General features: G+C 35.6%; 16 protein-coding genes. 11 read left to right on the top strand and 5 right to left on the bottom strand.

The features are described from left to right. Window positions 1-11 precede the first annotated feature (11 nt). Both ribH and C8E03_RS09005 read left to right on the top strand, forming a co-directional pair. Window positions 12-482 carry a 6,7-dimethyl-8-ribityllumazine synthase gene (gene ribH / locus C8E03_RS09010; protein WP_094378101.1) on the top strand — a complete coding sequence of 157 codons (471 nt, stop codon included), beginning with the start codon at window positions 12-14 and terminating at the stop codon, window positions 480-482. 163 nt (window positions 483-645) lie between these two features. Further along, the gene (locus tag C8E03_RS09005; protein WP_094378100.1) at window positions 646-1,296 is read left to right on the top strand and encodes a pentapeptide repeat-containing protein; all 651 of its coding nucleotides are present in this window, start codon (window positions 646-648) and stop codon (window positions 1,294-1,296) included. 155 nt (window positions 1,297-1,451) lie between these two features. On the opposite strand, the gene C8E03_RS09000 is transcribed toward C8E03_RS09005, so the two are convergent. From C8E03_RS09000 to C8E03_RS08985, 4 genes are all read right to left on the bottom strand, one after another. Then, a complete protein-coding gene (locus C8E03_RS09000) occupies window positions 1,452-2,852 on the bottom strand; it encodes an aldehyde dehydrogenase family protein (RefSeq protein ID WP_110290863.1) in 1,401 nt (466 codons plus the stop codon). Between the two features lie 122 nt (window positions 2,853-2,974). Continuing rightward, window positions 2,975-3,862: a metallophosphoesterase gene (locus C8E03_RS08995; RefSeq protein ID WP_110290862.1), complete on the bottom strand. Its 888-nt coding sequence runs from the start codon at window positions 3,860-3,862 to the stop codon at window positions 2,975-2,977. A 9-nt stretch (window positions 3,863-3,871) separates the two neighbouring features. Further along, on the bottom strand, window positions 3,872-4,867 hold the full coding sequence (locus tag C8E03_RS08990) for a DUF4474 domain-containing protein (RefSeq protein ID WP_110290861.1): 996 nt from the start codon (window positions 4,865-4,867) through the stop codon (window positions 3,872-3,874). 327 nt (window positions 4,868-5,194) lie between these two features. After that, window positions 5,195-6,112, bottom strand: coding sequence for an ArsR/SmtB family transcription factor (locus C8E03_RS08985; RefSeq protein ID WP_094378096.1), 918 nt, complete (start codon window positions 6,110-6,112; stop codon window positions 5,195-5,197). A gap of 393 nt (window positions 6,113-6,505) precedes the next feature. Between C8E03_RS08985 and C8E03_RS08980 the strand changes: the two genes are divergently transcribed. The 3 genes from C8E03_RS08980 to C8E03_RS08970 are packed head-to-tail and all read left to right on the top strand — an operon-like array spanning window position 6,506 to window position 9,609. Beyond that, window positions 6,506-8,239 carry a B12-binding domain-containing radical SAM protein gene (locus tag C8E03_RS08980; protein WP_110290860.1) on the top strand — a complete coding sequence of 578 codons (1,734 nt, stop codon included), beginning with the start codon at window positions 6,506-6,508 and terminating at the stop codon, window positions 8,237-8,239. After that, entirely contained in the window at window positions 8,236-8,895 is a 660-nt protein-coding gene (gene nth, locus C8E03_RS08975) for an endonuclease III (protein ID WP_110290859.1), read from the top strand. The genes C8E03_RS08980 and nth overlap by 4 nt, the downstream gene beginning before the upstream one ends. A 3-nt stretch (window positions 8,896-8,898) precedes the next feature. After that, the gene (locus C8E03_RS08970; protein ID WP_207657797.1) at window positions 8,899-9,609 is read left to right on the top strand and encodes a 3'-5' exonuclease; all 711 of its coding nucleotides are present in this window, start codon (window positions 8,899-8,901) and stop codon (window positions 9,607-9,609) included. Here the strand turns inward: C8E03_RS08970 and C8E03_RS08965 are convergent. Then, complete coding sequence (locus C8E03_RS08965) at window positions 9,581-10,201, bottom strand: hypothetical protein (RefSeq protein ID WP_094378093.1); 621 nt, start codon at window positions 10,199-10,201, stop codon at window positions 9,581-9,583. The two genes, C8E03_RS08970 and C8E03_RS08965, sit on opposite strands and share 29 nt — an antisense overlap. 355 nt (window positions 10,202-10,556) lie before the next feature. On the opposite strand from C8E03_RS08965, the gene C8E03_RS08960 reads away from it, so the two are divergent. The 6 genes from C8E03_RS08960 to C8E03_RS08935 all read left to right on the top strand — a co-directional run bounded on the left by C8E03_RS08960 (window position 10,557) and on the right by C8E03_RS08935 (window position 17,635). Next, window positions 10,557-12,110 carry a VanW family protein gene (locus C8E03_RS08960; protein ID WP_094378092.1) on the top strand — a complete coding sequence of 518 codons (1,554 nt, stop codon included), beginning with the start codon at window positions 10,557-10,559 and terminating at the stop codon, window positions 12,108-12,110. A gap of 33 nt (window positions 12,111-12,143) precedes the next feature. Next, a complete protein-coding gene (locus tag C8E03_RS08955) occupies window positions 12,144-13,133 on the top strand; it encodes an AIR synthase family protein (protein ID WP_094378091.1) in 990 nt (329 codons plus the stop codon). An 18-nt stretch (window positions 13,134-13,151) separates the two neighbouring features. Next, window positions 13,152-13,637, top strand: coding sequence for an Lrp/AsnC family transcriptional regulator (locus C8E03_RS08950; RefSeq protein WP_094378090.1), 486 nt, complete (start codon window positions 13,152-13,154; stop codon window positions 13,635-13,637). Next, window positions 13,634-14,803: a pyridoxal phosphate-dependent aminotransferase gene (locus C8E03_RS08945; RefSeq protein WP_110290858.1), complete on the top strand. Its 1,170-nt coding sequence runs from the start codon at window positions 13,634-13,636 to the stop codon at window positions 14,801-14,803. The genes C8E03_RS08950 and C8E03_RS08945 overlap by 4 nt, the downstream gene beginning before the upstream one ends. Before the next feature lie 70 nt (window positions 14,804-14,873). Then, on the top strand, window positions 14,874-15,383 hold the full coding sequence (locus C8E03_RS08940; RefSeq protein ID WP_094378088.1) for a tRNA (cytidine(34)-2'-O)-methyltransferase: 510 nt from the start codon (window positions 14,874-14,876) through the stop codon (window positions 15,381-15,383). Window positions 15,384-15,508: 125 nt separating this feature from the next. Next, on the top strand, window positions 15,509-17,635 hold the full coding sequence (locus C8E03_RS08935) for a transglycosylase domain-containing protein (RefSeq protein ID WP_110290857.1): 2,127 nt from the start codon (window positions 15,509-15,511) through the stop codon (window positions 17,633-17,635). Window positions 17,636-17,660 lie beyond the last annotated feature (25 nt).

Genomic DNA, 17,660 nt, shown 5'->3' with positions numbered 1-17,660 from the left:
AGATAATAACAATGAAAATTTATGAAGGAAAATTAGTATCAAAGGATATAAAAGTTGGAATTGTGGCTGCCAGATTTAATGAATTCATTACGGCAAAGCTGCTTAGCGGTGCACTTGATGGATTGAAGCGTCATGATGTAAATGAAGAGGATATCCGTGTTGCGTGGGTTCCGGGTGCTTTTGAAATACCCCTTATTGCAGCTAAGATGGCAAACAGTAAAAGATATGATGCTGTGATATGCCTTGGAGCTGTCATAAGGGGAAGTACAACACATTATGATTATGTGTGTAGTGAGGTATCCAAAGGGATTGCAACTGTAGCGCTGCAAAGCAATATTCCTGTTATGTTTGGCGTGCTCACTACGGAAAATATAGAACAGGCGATTGAGCGTGCTGGCTCAAAGGCAGGAAATAAGGGCTATGATTGTGCTGTAAGTGCGATTGAAATGGTTAATCTGATCAAAGAAATGGAAATAAACTAAATGGAAATAGCTTGACACCGTGAGCTTACTCCCTTTTCATTTTAAAATTTTCATGTTATGATAAAATAAAAATGTAATAAATGAAAAAGTTTAAGCAATTAGCAAAGAGGGTTGTAAATATACAATTTGACTAAAAAGACATTGCTAAAGGAAAGGAAAAGCTATGAAAGTTCAAAAGCCTAAACTGTTGCAAGAACTGCCAGAGGTATGTGATTTACAGGATCTATTGCAGGATGCAAGGCAAAACGAAACGGAAATAGAAGAAATGCATATCAAAGGAGAGTATCTTGTTGGAGAGGATATTACGGGAGTTCGGTTTAGTAATATTTTATTTGAAAATGTCAGATTAACAGACTGTATTTTTCAAAAATGTACTTTTATAGATGTTCTTTTTAAAAACTGTGATTTATCAAACTGTGATATGAGTCAAAGCTATTTTAACCGATGTGAGTTTGTTACCGATAAAGCACTTGGAGCAAAGTTTAGTAAGTCAATTATGAAAGATGTTTCGATAGCTGAGAGTAATTTTGAGTATGTGAATATGACTGATGTGAGTATTCAGGTGGCAGAGCTTGCAAACAGTAATTTTAATAATGCTAGTCTGGCCGAATGTAAGCTTAAGAATTTGATGTGTGACAAGGTGGATTTTGTTAATGCAAATTTTTTTCATACACCCTTGAAAGGGTTGGATTTTACAAAAAGTACCATAACAGGGATAGTTGTATCTGATACGATGAGTGAGCTTAAGGGAGTCATAATAGACTTGTATCAGGCGGCAGAGCTTGCAAGGATGCTTGGGGTTGTTATTAAGTAAATAAAATATCATGAATAAGATACCCTCAAAGTATTTGCCCCTCACTCAAGAGGGGCAATTTTCAATAAGAAGTCTTTCCTATGTATTTCCTTGTAATTGAAAAGAAAGAACACAAATACATAAGGAAGATGTCACTACGTGACTCCATGCTTGCTTTATTTCAGTATTTTCTTAATTACTTTCAATCCTGCTTTGGTATAAGGTGGGTTTAAGAATTTCATATCAATATTGCCTGCACGTGACAGGACGCTTTTTTGATGGGAAAAGGTGAGAAAGCTCTGCTTACCGTGATATGAGCCCATGCCGGAAGAACCGATACCGCCAAAAGAAAGATTTGGATTTACGATATGCTCTAAGGTGTCATTGATGCAAACGCCACCGCAGGGAATATGAGCAACAATATCATTTCTGACACGTTTATTTTTGGTAAATAAATAGAGTGCCAGAGGAGTTGGCATAGTTTCTATAATTGATTTTGCTTCTTCCATACTTTGATAGGAAATAATGGGAAGAATAGGACCAAATATTTCCTCTTGCATACATGATGCATTTAAATCAGGTATCTCTAGTATGGTTGGCTCCAGATATTTTGTTAGCGGATTACCAGCTCCCCCATATCTGATATAGGAAGAATCTTTATTAATAATATTCATAAGACGATCGAAATGTCTATTATTTATAATTCTTCCATAAGAGGCACTTTTGCTGGCATCTGATCCGTAAAAGCGTATAATGCATTTTTTCAATTCTTCAATAAATATGTCTTTCAAAGCAGAAGGAACAAGTACATAATCGGGTGCAATACAGGTTTGACCAACATTGATAAATTTTCCCCATGCGATACGATTGGCAGCCCATTTGATATTAGCGCTTTGCTCAATAAAGACTGGACTTTTGCCTCCAAGCTCCAGAGTGACAGGTATTAAATTTTTGGATGCTGCTTCCATAACAAGTTTACCAACCGTAGTACTACCAGTGAAGAAAATATAGCGAAACGGTACTTGAAGCAGAGCCTGATTTGTTGAGACACCTCCTTCTATACAACGAATGTAATTTGGGTTAAAAATTTCTGAAATCATTTTCTGAATAACCATAGAAGTCCATGGCGTAAGCTCAGAAGGTTTTAGAATAACACAGTTGCCAGCACTGATTGCACCAATCAAAGGCTCGATTAACAGTTGAAATGGATAGTTGTAGGGAGCCATAATTAAAACAGTGCCATAAGGTTCATATACAAGCTTACTTTGGGCAGGCAGCAGATAATAGGGCGTTTTAACAGGCACTTCTTTTGTCCAGTTGTTCAGATGCTTTAGTGTATCTGTAATACTTTTTAAAGTAAATCCTATTTCTGTTGCGTAGGCTTCAAAACCTGACTTTCCTAAGTCCTTGTATAATGCTTTCATGATAGAACGTTCATATCGTTGAATGGCGTTTTTCAACTTAACAAGCTGTTCCATTCGAAAAGGAATGGAATAGGTTTTATATGTGTTAAAATAGTGTTGGCAGTTAATAAAAATGTCGAAAGCTTCTTCTTTACTTATTTCTTTATTTTTCATAAGCATATCCTCGTCATTTTAAATGAAATGAATGATTGATTTTGGGTTTCTATAGGATGAAATCAATGTAAGCTTGCTCTCCTCTGATTTCATCCTATAGGGTAGAGTATAAACAAGTTTAGCTAAAAATACAAATTAAGATTTATTGGTCCATCTAGGATATCCTTGGTAATAAATAAAATATTATGATTGTTAGGCTTAACAGACCATTTTATCAGACTGATTTCATCGTTGCAAATTTCAATACCGGTGATGCAGCTAGGATGAACACAGCTTCCGTCATTAAAGTATAAGGCTTCACCTGGGGGTGAAAATGCCGGTCTGTGAGTATGACCAGCAATTAAAATTGTATTGGCTGAGTTTGCATATTGACTGAGTGCTTCCTCTATTTTATTCTTGCTTTTATAGGTTCTTGCACCGTTGGCAGGAGCGGTAAAGCCAATTTGTTCGATAGGCTGCCAAATATAGCGGACAAGCCATCTTCCTACGAGCCATAGGGTATCATTCAATAAATCGCCTTGATGGCCATGAATCAAAAAAATCTCAATGGAACTTTGTTTATTCTTTAACAGGAGACTTTCGTATACTGAAATTTCAGGGAAAAGGGGTACCTTGTAGTCATCCGTTTTATTATAATAATTGCAGAAGCTATTATTACAAAATTTTTTATTTCTTTTTACCATATCATGATTTCCATAAAGCATATACAACCGATTACTGTAGTAGAATTTTGACATTAATTGAAAGGCGTCAGTGTGTGCTTGAATAATATCGTCAATATTTCGGTTTTCCCATAATTCATCGCCATCTCCGATTTCAATATAAGTGTAATTATTATGGTAATAATAATCAAGTGCAGCATAAAAAATATTTTGATTTGGAAGAAAATTGTCGGAGTGATTACCCTGCCCCCTATGACAGTCGCTCAATATTATAAATTTTGATGAACTGTCAAACATGATGACACGGCTTTGATGATACAATTTATTAAGTTTTTTGTTTATAAACATAGCATTTACCTAGATATCAAAACTATCAGAGAATGGCTCATCAATTTTTATATCATCATTTTGACAATGCAATTTATAATTGATTGGGCTGATTAGTTCATATCCGGCATAAGCCTCCTTAGAGTAAAAGGATTTGAGTACTTTGTCGTATAATTCAGGGGAGGAATCTTTCAAAAGCTGCAATTTTTCGATTGTATTTTTACACTTGGAGTTTAATAGTTCATAACTTTCGCAATTTGACTTATTACCCTGTTGAATAATTGTTTCCTGTACTCTGGTTCTGGAGGCAGGTTGAGTGGTATGAGGCTTTGTAAAATGAATGGTAACTGTTTTTAGGTGCATGGAAAATTCGCGGTTGGTGTAACCGATATTTTTTAAGCCTATAATACATTCATGAAGCATCTTCTTATTGGGAAAAGTTATTTTTGCGGTCAATGATAAATCGGAGGGCATTGAAAATGCGCCAAGTTTTAATCCAGCAAACCAGCTTTGTCTTGCGGATTTATGAAGTATTAATTCATTCTTCTTTTTTAGATTTAAATCAATTAAAAAATTATCGTTGTCTAAAATACTTTCATAGAAAATACCGTTAAACCTTGGCGATTTAATTGGTCCATTTGCCGTGTTATAAATACCAGCACATGCACCGGAGGCCATTCCGTATTGTCCCTTCCATAATTCAATTAGCCAATGTTTTTCGTCATAATCAAAATAAATAGGTTCACAATCGACAATCATTCCAACAAGCGGCAAAGTTTCATCATATAGTTTGCAGTATCCAAAACTACGTGAAGTGGCATCTTTGTTGCAATAAAAGGTATCATCCTGAAATGAATAATAATATCCAGTTGGATTTAGTTCGTTGTTTATTTCAATTACTTTAAGAGCAGTATCACCGATAGGAGTTAAAGTGTTGCGTTTCTGTTTTGACAAAAAAAATAAAATACTAATAATGATTAGCAATAATACAAAAACGAGAATTGGTAGGATAAAGCAGTGAGACATAGTTCTTTCCTTTCTATGATTCGTGATAAATGCTTGCAAATATGCATTTTTAACACTTATCGTTTATTGGCACGCCAAAAACCGATAAGTGTTACTCTATTATATTCAGGAAATCTAAAAAAGTGACTAGAAAAATTATAAAATAAAAAATAAAGATAAGCATAATTACAGCTTAAAAAGAGTGCAAAGAGATTATTTTAGACACTAATATAATAAAAACACAATGCGCACGAATGCAAGTGGAAAATGTCACTGCGTGACTTCATTTGATGCGGCCAAGTTATTTTGATTGAGGATTAGAAAGCTGATGCGGACTTGTCCACTTTCTTATAGCATTGGGCTGTAGTCAATGCGAACATTGATATCCTGATTGTAATTCCCAAAAGACTTTCCAAATATAGTAAGACCGCCGACATGCCTGGCTGTTTCAGGAACTTCAAATTTCAACCTGATTGTACTTTTGTAATCAAAATTAAAATCTAAAATGGATACATCTGAGATTTTAAGGCCGTCAATAAAAGTTCCGTTTCGATTGATCACTAAGAGTTTTAGTAATCCATACTGATTCCAGTTAGAAAACCACCAGTCAGGGTTAAAAATACCTTTTGTATCTCCAAAATCTCCGGGACTAGTCCAAGTACCTATACATGTATTGTTGAGATGAAAATAAATATCACTGGGCCAAATATTGTTGCTGCCTGGCGCTTCTGAGCTTAATTCAACAGAAATTGTAATCTGGTCAATCTTTTGAGAAGCAGGTATGAAATTAGGAATGTCATATTCCACATAGCCATGGGTGAGCCATAATATGCTGGCATCATATCGATTCGGATGAGCAAAATACCTGGGGTCATCCACCTGCCCGATAATGGCGGAGGTAGAAGCAAGACCACAAGTTGGATAAATAAGATAGTCAGAGTAATGTCCAACCTGTATGCTTGTTTCAAACACATTATTTAATGTACTCTCAGTGTCTAACTCTATTAAAATTTTATCTAAATGTACAGCACAAATTTTTTGGTTTCCATGTCCGGTAGATTCATTTGATATGGATATAATACCGCAATCCTCCAACTTTTTAATATGACTGGTAAGAGCACCGTTTGTAATATTGAGTTTAGTTGCCAGTTCATTCATATTCATATTTTGATTTTTAAGTAAAAGCTTGATAACCTCAACTCTAATATCTGAACCCAATGCTTTAAATATAGCTAAGCCTTCGTCTAATGATTTGATATGTAACATAAATACCTCCAATCGCAATCGCGCAGCCTCGTAAGTATACGGGAAGATGTGAAAGCCATCGTATAATTTAATTGATTTATTTATTATAATCATTTACGTTTAGGTTAAACTGCAATTGTTTAACACTTGTTTAAATGTTACAAAAAATTTGATGGATTTTAGTATATTATAGCCTTATATAAATTATAAGTCAATAATAATACTGGCTAGTCATCCAAATTACACTACCAATATATAGCATTATTGCTCATTTTAGTCTAAAACTACAAATATAGCATGCAAGAGAAGAAGAGTGAATAATGCATTGTATTTTAAAGGTGAATCACATATAATCAAAGAACATAGTATTGCGGATAATTAGTATGATTATAGAAGAAACGAAAGTGTGATATAATGAAAATTTTATTAGTTGCAATTAATGCAAAGTATATACATTCCAATCTTGCTGTCTATAGTCTGGCCGCTTATGCTGGAATATATGCCGGTCAGATAGAAATTGCAGAGTTTACCATCAATCATTATGAGGATTATATTTTAGAAGAGATCTATAAGAAGAAGCCGGACGTCATAGCATTTTCTTGCTACATCTGGAATTTTAATTATGTAAGAAATCTGGTAGTTGATTTAAAGAAGCTGCTTCCTAATGTTCCTATTTGGGCGGGAGGACCAGAAGTATCTTATGATGCCGCCTGTCTCCTTGAAAATTTACCTCAGATGCAAGGAGTTATGGTACTAGAAGGAGAGAAAACCTTTTTGGAGCTTGCATCGCATTATATAGACGAGGCGATGCCACTAGAAGAGATAAAAGGGATTGCGTATCGAACAGACGATAATTGCATTGTACAAAACTCACCAAGGGAACAAATGAATATGGATGATATTCCATTTTGCTATTTTGATATCGAAAAATTCAAGAATAAAATTATATATTATGAGACAAGCAGAGGTTGTCCATTTTCATGCAGCTATTGTCTGTCCTCTATTGATAAGAAGGTAAGGTTTCGAAGCCTTGAGCTGGTTAAGAAAGAGCTTTTGTTTTTTATTGATAATAAAATACCACAGGTAAAATTTGTAGATAGAACCTTTAACTGTAATGCTAAGCATGCAAGAGAAATATGGCGATATATACTGGAGAATGACAATGGTATAACAAATTTTCACTTTGAAATAGGGGCGGATTTGTTAAAAGAAGAGGATTTAGAATTAATGTCCAGAATGCGTCCCGGATTAATTCAACTGGAAATCGGGGTACAATCCACCAATGATGCTACAATTTTGGAAATTAACAGGGCAATGGATTTTACAATGCTTAGAAGTGTAGTGGAAAAAATCAACAGCTTTGAAAATATACATCAGCATCTTGACTTGATTGCAGGTTTGCCCTATGAGGGATTTCAAAGCTTTAAAAAGTCATTTAATGATGTGTATAGTCTAAGACCTGAACAGCTTCAACTTGGCTTTCTAAAGGTGCTAAAGGGCTCCCAAATGCATAACATGGCAGATGAATATGACTTGCTTTACCGCTCTAATCCTGTCTATGAAGTATTAAGCACGAAATGGCTCAGCCACGATGAAATACTTCAGATTAAGAAAACAGAGGAAATGGTGGAGCTGTATTATAACAGCAATCAGTTTACAAGGACAATCAGACAGCTTGAATTGTTATTTGAAAATGCCTTTGATTTCTATTCGGCATTGGGCGATTTTTATGAAAAGAAAGGCTATGCAGGAGTCAGCCACTCAAGAATAGTCAGATATGAGATACTATTGGAATTTGCTAAGGCACATGACTGGGAGAAGACATGTGTTTACAAAGAGCTTTTATTATATGATTTATATTTAAGAGAGAATTTAAAATCAAGGCCAAATTGGGCGGCAGATCTAACCGAGTACAAAGATATCATTAAGAGCTTTTACGTGAAAGAAGAAAAAGAAAGGATATTTTTACCGGAATATAAGGATTATAATTACAAACAGCTTGGAAAAATGACCCATATTGAAGTGTTTTCTGCTAAGGCGATAACAAAACAAAACAGTAATGATAAAGTTATGCTGCTGTTTGATTATAATAAAAGAAACCCATTAACCTATGAAGCTCATACTCAAATGGTAGGTGTATTAAAATGACAAAAAGAACAAAGGAGATATTGGCACTGTTGGATGAAAAATATTCCAGAGAATATAAATGCTATTTAAATCATGAGACTGCATGGCAGCTTTTAATTGCGACGATATTAAGTGCGCAATGTACGGATGCTAGAGTAAATATTGTGACAAAGGATTTATTCCAAAAGTATGATAGTATTGAAAAATTCGCTAATGCCGAGCTTAGTAAACTGGAGCAGGATATTAAAACAACAGGCTTTTACCATAATAAGGCCAAAAATATTATTTTATGCTGCCGCAAATTATTGGATGAATATCAAGGGGAGGTACCAAGAACCATAGAAGAGCTAACAAGCCTTGCGGGGGTAGGTAGAAAAACTGCTAATGTAATTCGTGGGAATATATATCATGAGCCAAGTATTGTAGTAGATACTCATGTAAAAAGAATATCAAAACGATTGGGATTTACAAAGGAGGAGGATCCAGAGAAAATAGAATATGAATTGATGAAAGTTTTACCTAAGGAGCATTGGATTTTATATAATATTCAGATAATAACCTTTGGACGAAATATTTGTTATGCAAGAAGTCCTAAATGTGAAGAGTGCTTTATGCAAAAGTACTGTACTGAGTATAAAGGGATAAATAGGAAGCAGCAGGGAAAAAATGAGGAATAAAAAATGATAGATTCATATATTGCACTAGATTTAGAAACAACCGGTCTTAATCCCAAATATGCAAGAATATTAGAGGTTGGAGCTGTCAAAATAAAAAAAGGTAAAGTAATAGGTACCTATGATAAAATAGTGAATGCGAAAACGTATTTATCGCAACAAATTGTGGATCTTACTGGGATTACAGAAGATATGATGCAAAGTGGAGAGGATATTGAGAACGTGATCGTGGAATTGATTGATTTCTGTGAAGACGACATTTTGTTGGGACACAACATACAATTTGATTACAGCTTTGTAAAAAAGGCGGCTGCTAACCATAAGATGGGCTTTGAAAAAGAGGCAATTGACACTTTAAAGCTGGCTAGAAAATTCTTGCCGGAATTAGAAAAACGTTCTTTGGAGTATTTGTGCGAATATTATAAGATTGAGCATGTAAATAAGCACCGTGCCTATTATGATGCATTAGCGGCAAGTGATTTATATAAAATTTTGTCAGAGCAGTTTTATAAAGGCAATGAAGATGCTTTTAACCCTTTTAGTCTAAGCTATCAGGTAAAAAGAGAGGGTCCTATCACGCCAAAGCAGAAAATATATTTAAGAGACTTAATAAAATATCATAATATAGCCATAGCCGTGCAAATTGACAGTCTTACAAAAAATGAAGCCTCAAGAATGATAGACGGTATTATTTTAAAGCATGGGAGGATTTTTTAATTGCTTCCAAATGTATGAGTATTGTATTTTTCATTAAAGAATTTAAAGTTTTGGCAGACTCAATCAGTGAATCAATTTTTTCAGCCTGACCAACATTTACATATAACTGTGCCAACTGCTTGTAGGTGGAACTGATGTCACTTTTGCAGGAAACACTGAATTCGAGTATTAAAATAGCAGATGAATCATCCTCAAGCTCACTAAAGCGTAAACCTATACAATTTAAAGTCTGCGCCAACTGTGTAAAATTTTGATCATATTCCGTAAGACTTGAAAGATTACTGCTTCCGTATTTTAGCTTTAAATCAGTGTTGCTGATACCGGTTAAATTAACAATTTTTTTGTTTGATAACTGCTTTAGTATCTTACCCTGTTCCATAATGGAAGAATCGGTTGATGAACCCGCCAGTTCTATTAAATTTAATGGAATTGTAATATAATTTAAACATTCTAGTGAAGTTTTTCTGGTATGATTGGCATTAGATTCTTTTTCCCAGAAATTTTCTTTTTTCTTCTCCTGAAGATAAGAAGTTCTTTTTCTGGACATTGAGAACCAAACAACTAATAATATAATAGTGATAAAAAATAGCATATGTTTATACCGCCTTTCAGGTATGTTATAAATAGATGATGTGTGTAATGAATGTAGAAGGAGGCAACTATGATCAATTTCAATAGTTCAAAAACAAAAAAAACTATTTCAAGTGTTATCATAATAATAATCGTATTATCTATGGTGCTAGCGGTTGTATTACCCGCTTTATAAAGTATAATAAAATTTTACAATAGTTTTAAATCTTTTGATTATGTCTAATAATATACAGAATGAATCAGAAGATGTCAACGAGGATAACAAAAACTTACAATTATTTTTTACAAGGATTTATTTGCAAATCAGATAAATTGTGGTAAAATGAGTGATTAATGAATGTTAAAGGGGAATCAGAATGAAAGTCAAGAAATTTTTTGTATCTTTGGTCTGCACGTTAGCTGTTTTTATGGTAGCTATGGGATTTGGATTAAGTGCAGCGGCAGCCAAAGAGACTGATGATAATACAATAAATAATGGTGTTTATATTGCTGGAATTGACGTGTCGCAAATGACAGCAAAACAGGCAACAGAAGCAATTGATGATTATTTATCCGAGCTGGGTAATAAGACAATTACATTTATGGTAGACAGTAATGAAGTAAAGGTAAAAGCATCCGATCTTGGTATGGAATGCAATAATATGGATGTGGTAGAGGATGCCGTTAATTTAGGAAAAACAGGTAATATCATTCAAAGGTATAAAGCACTCAAAGACTTACAGCATGAATCAAAGGAATATGACTTAGATATTACATTTGATGAAGCCCAAATCAAAAAGGTGATTAATGAGCAATGCCTTGTATATAATGTAGATCCGGTAGATGCCTCTTTGAAAAGAGAAAAAGGTCAATTTGTAATTACAGAGAGTCAAACTGGTGTAGGAGTTGATGTAGATAAATCAATACAACTGGTAGAGGATAGTTTAAAGGAATGGAATAGAGATGATTCAAGTATTGATTTGGCAGTAGAACTGGTTGAGCCAAAGGCTTCTAAGGAAGATTTCGCTAAGGTAAAGGATGTATTGGCAAGCTTTACTACTAGTTTTAGTACTTCTGGAAGCTCTAGAAGCGCAAATATTGAAAATGGTGCAAAACTAATCAACGGAACTGTGTTGTTACCAGGAGAGACTTTTTCAACCTATGATAGCATTACCCCATTTACCGCTGAAAATGGTTACTATTTGGCAGGATCTTATCTTCAAGGTCAGGTAGTAGATAGTTTTGGAGGTGGTATATGTCAGGTATCCACTACATTGTATAATACAGTTTTAAGAGCAGAGCTTCAAGTGGATGAAAGATATAATCATTCCATGATAGTAGGCTATGTTGATCCCTCTGCAGACGCTGCCATATCAGAATCGGCAGGAAAAGATTTTAAGTTTACAAATACAACGGATTATCCGATCTATATAGAAGGTATAACGAGTGGTAAGAAGATTACATTTAATATTTATGGTTGTGAGACAAGAGATTCAAACAGAACGATTGAATTTAAGAGTGAGACTTTAACAACAACGGAACCAACTGGCGCTAAATATACATTGGATGGTACACTTTTATTCGGACAACAAAAACAAACACAGTCGCCACATACAGGCTATACCGCAAAATTATATAAATATGTATATGTAAACGGAAAGCAGACAGATGTGGAGGAGATAAATTATAGTTCATATAAGGCTGAACCAGCTTATATTTCTGTAGGAACAGCATGGGGAGATGAAAATTCCATTGCAGCATTATCAGCCGCAGTAGCGACAAATGATACTGCAACAGTAAACGCAACAATTGACAGTTTGGCAGGCATAGTCAATCAGGCAGCAGCACAGGCAGCAGCGGCACAAGCGCAGGCAGATGCACTGGCAGCACAGCAAGCAGCACAGGAAGCACAGCAGGCAGCAGCGGAATAATAGAAGATGTCATAATGGTTTGGAGAGCATAGCATGAAAGTTGGAAAAGTATCCGAGACGGTATTAAAGCGTTCCGTATTAAAACAGATCAGAACAAAAAGAGAAGAATTATTATTAGGAGCAGGAGTAGGTGAAGACTGTGCTGCGATTAAGCTGAAAGAAGATGAAACCTTTGTAATATCAACGGATCCGATTACTGGTACAGTAAAGGATATTGGTTCTTTATCTGTGCATGTTACAGCAAACGATTTAGCCTCAGCAGGAGCAGAGCCGGTTGCTATTATGTTAACCATTCTTTTACCTGAGGACAGCTATGAGTCTGATTTAAAAGAAATGATGAGTCAGATAGAAGAGGTATGTGCACAGCTTCATATTCAGATTGCAGGCGGTCATACCGAAATTACCAGAGCTGTTAACCAACCGATTATAAGCATTTCAGGAATCGGTAAGGTGAAAGATGGTAAAGTGATATCGACCGGAGGAGCTAAACCGGGGCAGGATATTGTAGTTACAAAGTGGATCGGAATTGAAGGAACTTCAATCCTTGCGAAAGATCATGAACTGGAGTTGTTGGAAAAGTATCCCAGGAATTTGATAGAGTCGGCGAAAAATTTGGATCATTATATATCTGTGGTTACCGAGGCCGCCGAGGCCGTTAAGTCTGGCGTTAGTGCAATGCATGACGTGACGGAGGGCGGCATATTTGGTGCTCTTTGGGAAATGGCAGAAGCATCTGGCGTCGGACTTGAAATAGACCTGAAAAAGATACCAATTAAGCAGGAGACTGTAGAAATCTGTGAATTTTATGACTTAAATCCATATTGTCTAATATCAAGTGGCTGCATGCTAATGGCTATTGATAATGGATATGATTTAGTAAGAAATTTAGAAAAACTAGGTATCAATGCTGCAGTCATAGGTAAGGCAGTAACGGGAAAAGACCGAGTCATATTAAATGAGGACGAGAAAAGATTTCTGGAACCTCCGAAAAGTGATGAAATATATAACGTAAAAAGTGTTTAAGAGATTGGAGAATCAGATATGAGAGAAACAATTCTAACTTTTATGGAAAAAAATAGTAAAATAGACCTTCAAGAGCTATCTATCATTTTGGGTGTGGATGAAACGGCTATTGCAAATGAAGTTGCGCAGATGGAAAAAGAACGTGTTATTTGTGGTTATCATACACTAATTAACTGGGACAAAACTTCTACAGAAAAGGTGACTGCACTGATTGAAGTCAAAGTGACGCCACAAAGAGGTCAGGGTTTTGATAAAATAGCAGAAAGAATTTATAACTATCCAGAGGTTCGTGCAGTATATTTAATTTCAGGGGGATATGATTTGCTAGTTACTTTGGAGGAGAAGAATTTAAGAGATGTATCCAGGTTTGTAACGGAAAAATTATCTACTCTTGATTCCGTATTAAGCACTGCGACTCATTTTGTACTTAAAAAATATAAGGATCATGGAACTGTTATGATTCAGAAGAATACTTCAGATGAAAGGATGCTGGTGACACCTTGAGAAATCCATTATCAGATAAAGTCTTAGAAATTCAGCCGTCGGGAATTCGTAAATTTTTTGATATCGTAAGTGAGATGAAAGATGCAATATCACTGGGTGTTGGTGAGCCGGATTTTGACACTCCATGGCACATAAGAGAAGAAGGTATATATTCCTTGGAAAAGGGAAGAACATTTTATACATCCAACGCCGGACTGAAGGAACTAAAAATTGAAATATGTGAATATTTAAAGAGAAGAGTTAACCTCTGCTATGATTATAACACCGAGACAATGGTTACTGTCGGGGGAAGTGAAGCAATTGACATTGGACTTCGGGCTATGATTAATCCTGGAGAAGAGGTGCTGATTCCTCAGCCAAGCTATGTTTCCTATTTACCCTGTGCAGTGCTTGCGGATGCGAAGCCGGTTATCATTGAGCTTAAGGCTGAAAATGAATTTAAATTAACCAGGGACGAACTATTAGCAAGCATTACGCCGAAAACGAAAGTATTAATTCTGCCATTTCCAAATAATCCAACCGGTGCTATTATGACCAGAGAAGAATTGAAAGAAATTGCGCAGGTGGTAAAAGAAAAGGATATTTTTGTAATTTCAGATGAAATCTATTCAGAACTTACTTATGGAAATCATCATGTGTCCATTGCTTCGTTACCAGGGATGAAAGAAAGAACTATTGTGATAAATGGTTTTTCAAAATCTTATGCTATGACAGGTTGGCGTTTGGGATATGCATGCGGACCGAAAAAAATAATAGAACAGATGATTAAAATACATCAGTTTGCCATAATGTGTGCACCTACTAACAGCCAATATGCGGCAGTAGAGGCACTACGTAACGGTGATAAGGATGTGGAGGAAATGAGAGAGGCTTATAATCAAAGAAGAAGATATCTGATGCATCGCTTTAAAGAAATGAAGCTTAGTTGCTTTGAACCGTATGGTGCTTTCTATGTATTTCCTTCCATTAAGGAATTTGGAATGACTTCCGATGAATTTGCAACCAAATTTTTAGAGGAAGAAAAGGTAGCAGTTGTTCCTGGAACTGCATTTGGTGATTGCGGAGAAGGCTTTCTTCGAATATCATATGCTTACGCATTGGAAGATTTGAGAATAGCATTGGATCGGTTAGAAGATTTCGTTAATAAATTAAGAAATAATCAGTAAAAATAAAGGGGATGTGTCAGAAATGAAAATTTCTGAAATATCCCTTTTAAGCATTAAAGGAGGACAAGACATGGCTAAGCTGAATATTGTATTGTATGAGCCTGAGATACCGGCAAATACCGGAAATATTGGAAGAACCTGTGTAGCGACAGGAACCAGATTACATTTAATTGAACCGTTGGGCTTTAGCTTAAGTGAAAAATCAATTAAAAGAGCCGGAATGGACTATTGGAATGATCTGGATGTTATAACTTATGTAAACTTCGATGAGTTTTTGCAGAAAAACCCTAATGCAAAGATTTATATGGCAACCACAAAATCAAAACAAACTTACACAGAGGTTTGTTACGAACCGGACTGCTATATTATGTTTGGTAAAGAAAGTGCGGGCATTCCAGAGGAAATTTTAGTGAACTATGAAGAAACAGCAATCAGAATTCCTATGATTGGTGATATTCGTTCACTTAATTTATCAAATTCAGCGGCTATCGTTTTATACGAAGCGCTAAGACAGAATCATTTTGACCATATGGAGCTTTCCGGAAATCTTCATAGGCTGCATTGGAAGGATGAGGTATAAAAGAATGGAAAGACAGTTAAAGTGCTTTATTTGTTGAAGAGGGAAGAGCAGTTTATAAGACAGCTTGAGATTCCTTATTATGAAATATTGTTATCTAATAAAGATTAGATATACGGAGGTTTCAAATGGCTAAGGGAAAAAATAAAAATAAACATAGATTATGGAAAGTATTATGTATTATAAATATGATTATTCTTGTGTTGGCAGGCATAACCGCGGTAGGTCTATATGCAACAGGAGTAGGTCCAGCAATATTTAAGTTACATAAAGAGGCAATTAGTCTGGTTCGCAGTTCTTCTGCCGAAACGTTTAAGGCTTCTCAGACAAGTTTGGTATATGCTTCAGATGGAGAAGAAATTGCGAGTCTGAAAGGTGATAAGGGAATCTACTATATTGAATCAGAGAGGATTCCTACCTATGTAAAGAATGCATTTATCAGTATAGAGGATAAGAATTTCTATAGTCATAACGGTATCGATATAAAAGCAATCATACGAGCTGCTACATCCATTATAGAAAAACATGCCATTACACAGGGGGCAAGCACTATTACACAACAGCTTAGCAGAAATATTTTTCTTAGCAATCAGGTAAGCTGGGAACGTAAGGTAGAAGAGATATTTATAGCATTAGAGATGGAAAAAGTATACAGTAAATCGGATATATTGGAATTTTATTTAAATAATATTTACTTTGCAAATGGTTATTATGGAATTCAAGCTGCAAGTATGGGATATTTTAGCACTGATGTCAATAATTTATCATTGTCACAAATTGCTTTTTTAACAGCTATACCCAACAATCCTACTACGTACAATCCACTGGAACATATGGATAATACGCTGGCCAGACGTAACAGGATTTTAGATCAGATGCTTAAAGAGGGTAAAATCAGCAATGAGGATTATTCAGATGCAGTTAATGAAGAGATTGTGTTAAATGTCAATAAGGAAGAGACGATCAAGCATAATTATGCGGAAACCTATATTTATTACTGTGCTATAAGAGCACTAATGGAAGAAAGAGGATTTCAATTTCAATACTATTTTGATTCGCAAGAGGAAAAACAGACCTATCAGGATCAATATGAAACACTTTATGCGGAGTGCCAGAATTCTTTATATACAAGTGGATATCGAATCTATACCTCTATGGATATGACACTTCAGGAGCAGCTTCAAACTGCGATAGACGATAAATTGTATGCTTTTGTCAGTGTAAATGATGATGGAATTTATAATATGCAAGGAGCAGCAACCTGCATAGATAATAAAACTGGTAACGTAGTTGCCATCATAGGAGGAAGAAGTCAGGAAACAGTCGGATATACACTAAACCGAGCGTATCAAAGCTTTAGACAGCCGGGCAGTGCAATCAAGCCATTGCTTGTGTATGCACCGGCCTTTGAAAAAGGATATACACCCGATTCTACGATGGTGGATGAGCCAATTACGGATGGTCCAAAGAATTACAGCGGAACGTATACAGGTGTAGTAAGTCTTCGCTATGCAGTGATGAAGTCCATTAATACAATAGCGTGGCAGTTGTTAGAGGAGATTACACCAAGTGTAGGCTTGTCATACTTAAAGGCAATGAATTTTGCTAAAATTGAAAAGGATGATTATCGGACTGCAATTGCCCTCGGAGGTTTTACGACAGGTGTAAGCAGTGTTGAGATGGCTGCCGCATATGCAACACTCGAGAATAATGGAGTATATCGATATCCAACCTGTATCACGAAAATAGCAACTGCTGACGGAGAGATAATCTATCAAAGTAAAAACGAAGGAAAACAAATATATAAGGAAAATGCGGCAAAAGTGATGACTGATGTTTTAAAGAGTGTTATGACAGATGGAACGGGAAGAAAACTTGGTATCAGCCAGACTCCAACAGCCGGTAAGACTGGAACAACCAATGATAATAAGGATGGCTGGTTTGTAGGCTTTAGTGCTTATTATACAACCAGTGTATGGGTGGGTTGTGATATGCCTAAGGAAGTGGAGGATTTAACGGGAACCACTTATCCAGGTAAAATATGGCAGGAATTTATGGAGAATGCTCATAAGGGCTTGGAACCAATGGAATTTTCTCCCTACGTCAGCTATGATTCTGTTGAAAAATACTCAACAGACACAGATCATGAGCTAACGGTAACAGAAGATACAACAAATGCAATAAAGGATACTCCGGTAACAACAGAAGACGTACAAACTCAGCCGCCTGCCTCATATTTTGAAGCACAGCAGTAACAAAATGTAAAAGACGATAACAAAA

Source organism: Lachnotalea glycerini, from assembly GCF_003201285.1.
Classification (GTDB): domain Bacteria; phylum Bacillota; class Clostridia; order Lachnospirales; family Lachnospiraceae; genus Lachnotalea; species Lachnotalea glycerini.
The sequence above is the reverse complement of the archived record's forward strand: the minus strand, read 5'-3'. Positions and strand labels throughout refer to the sequence as shown.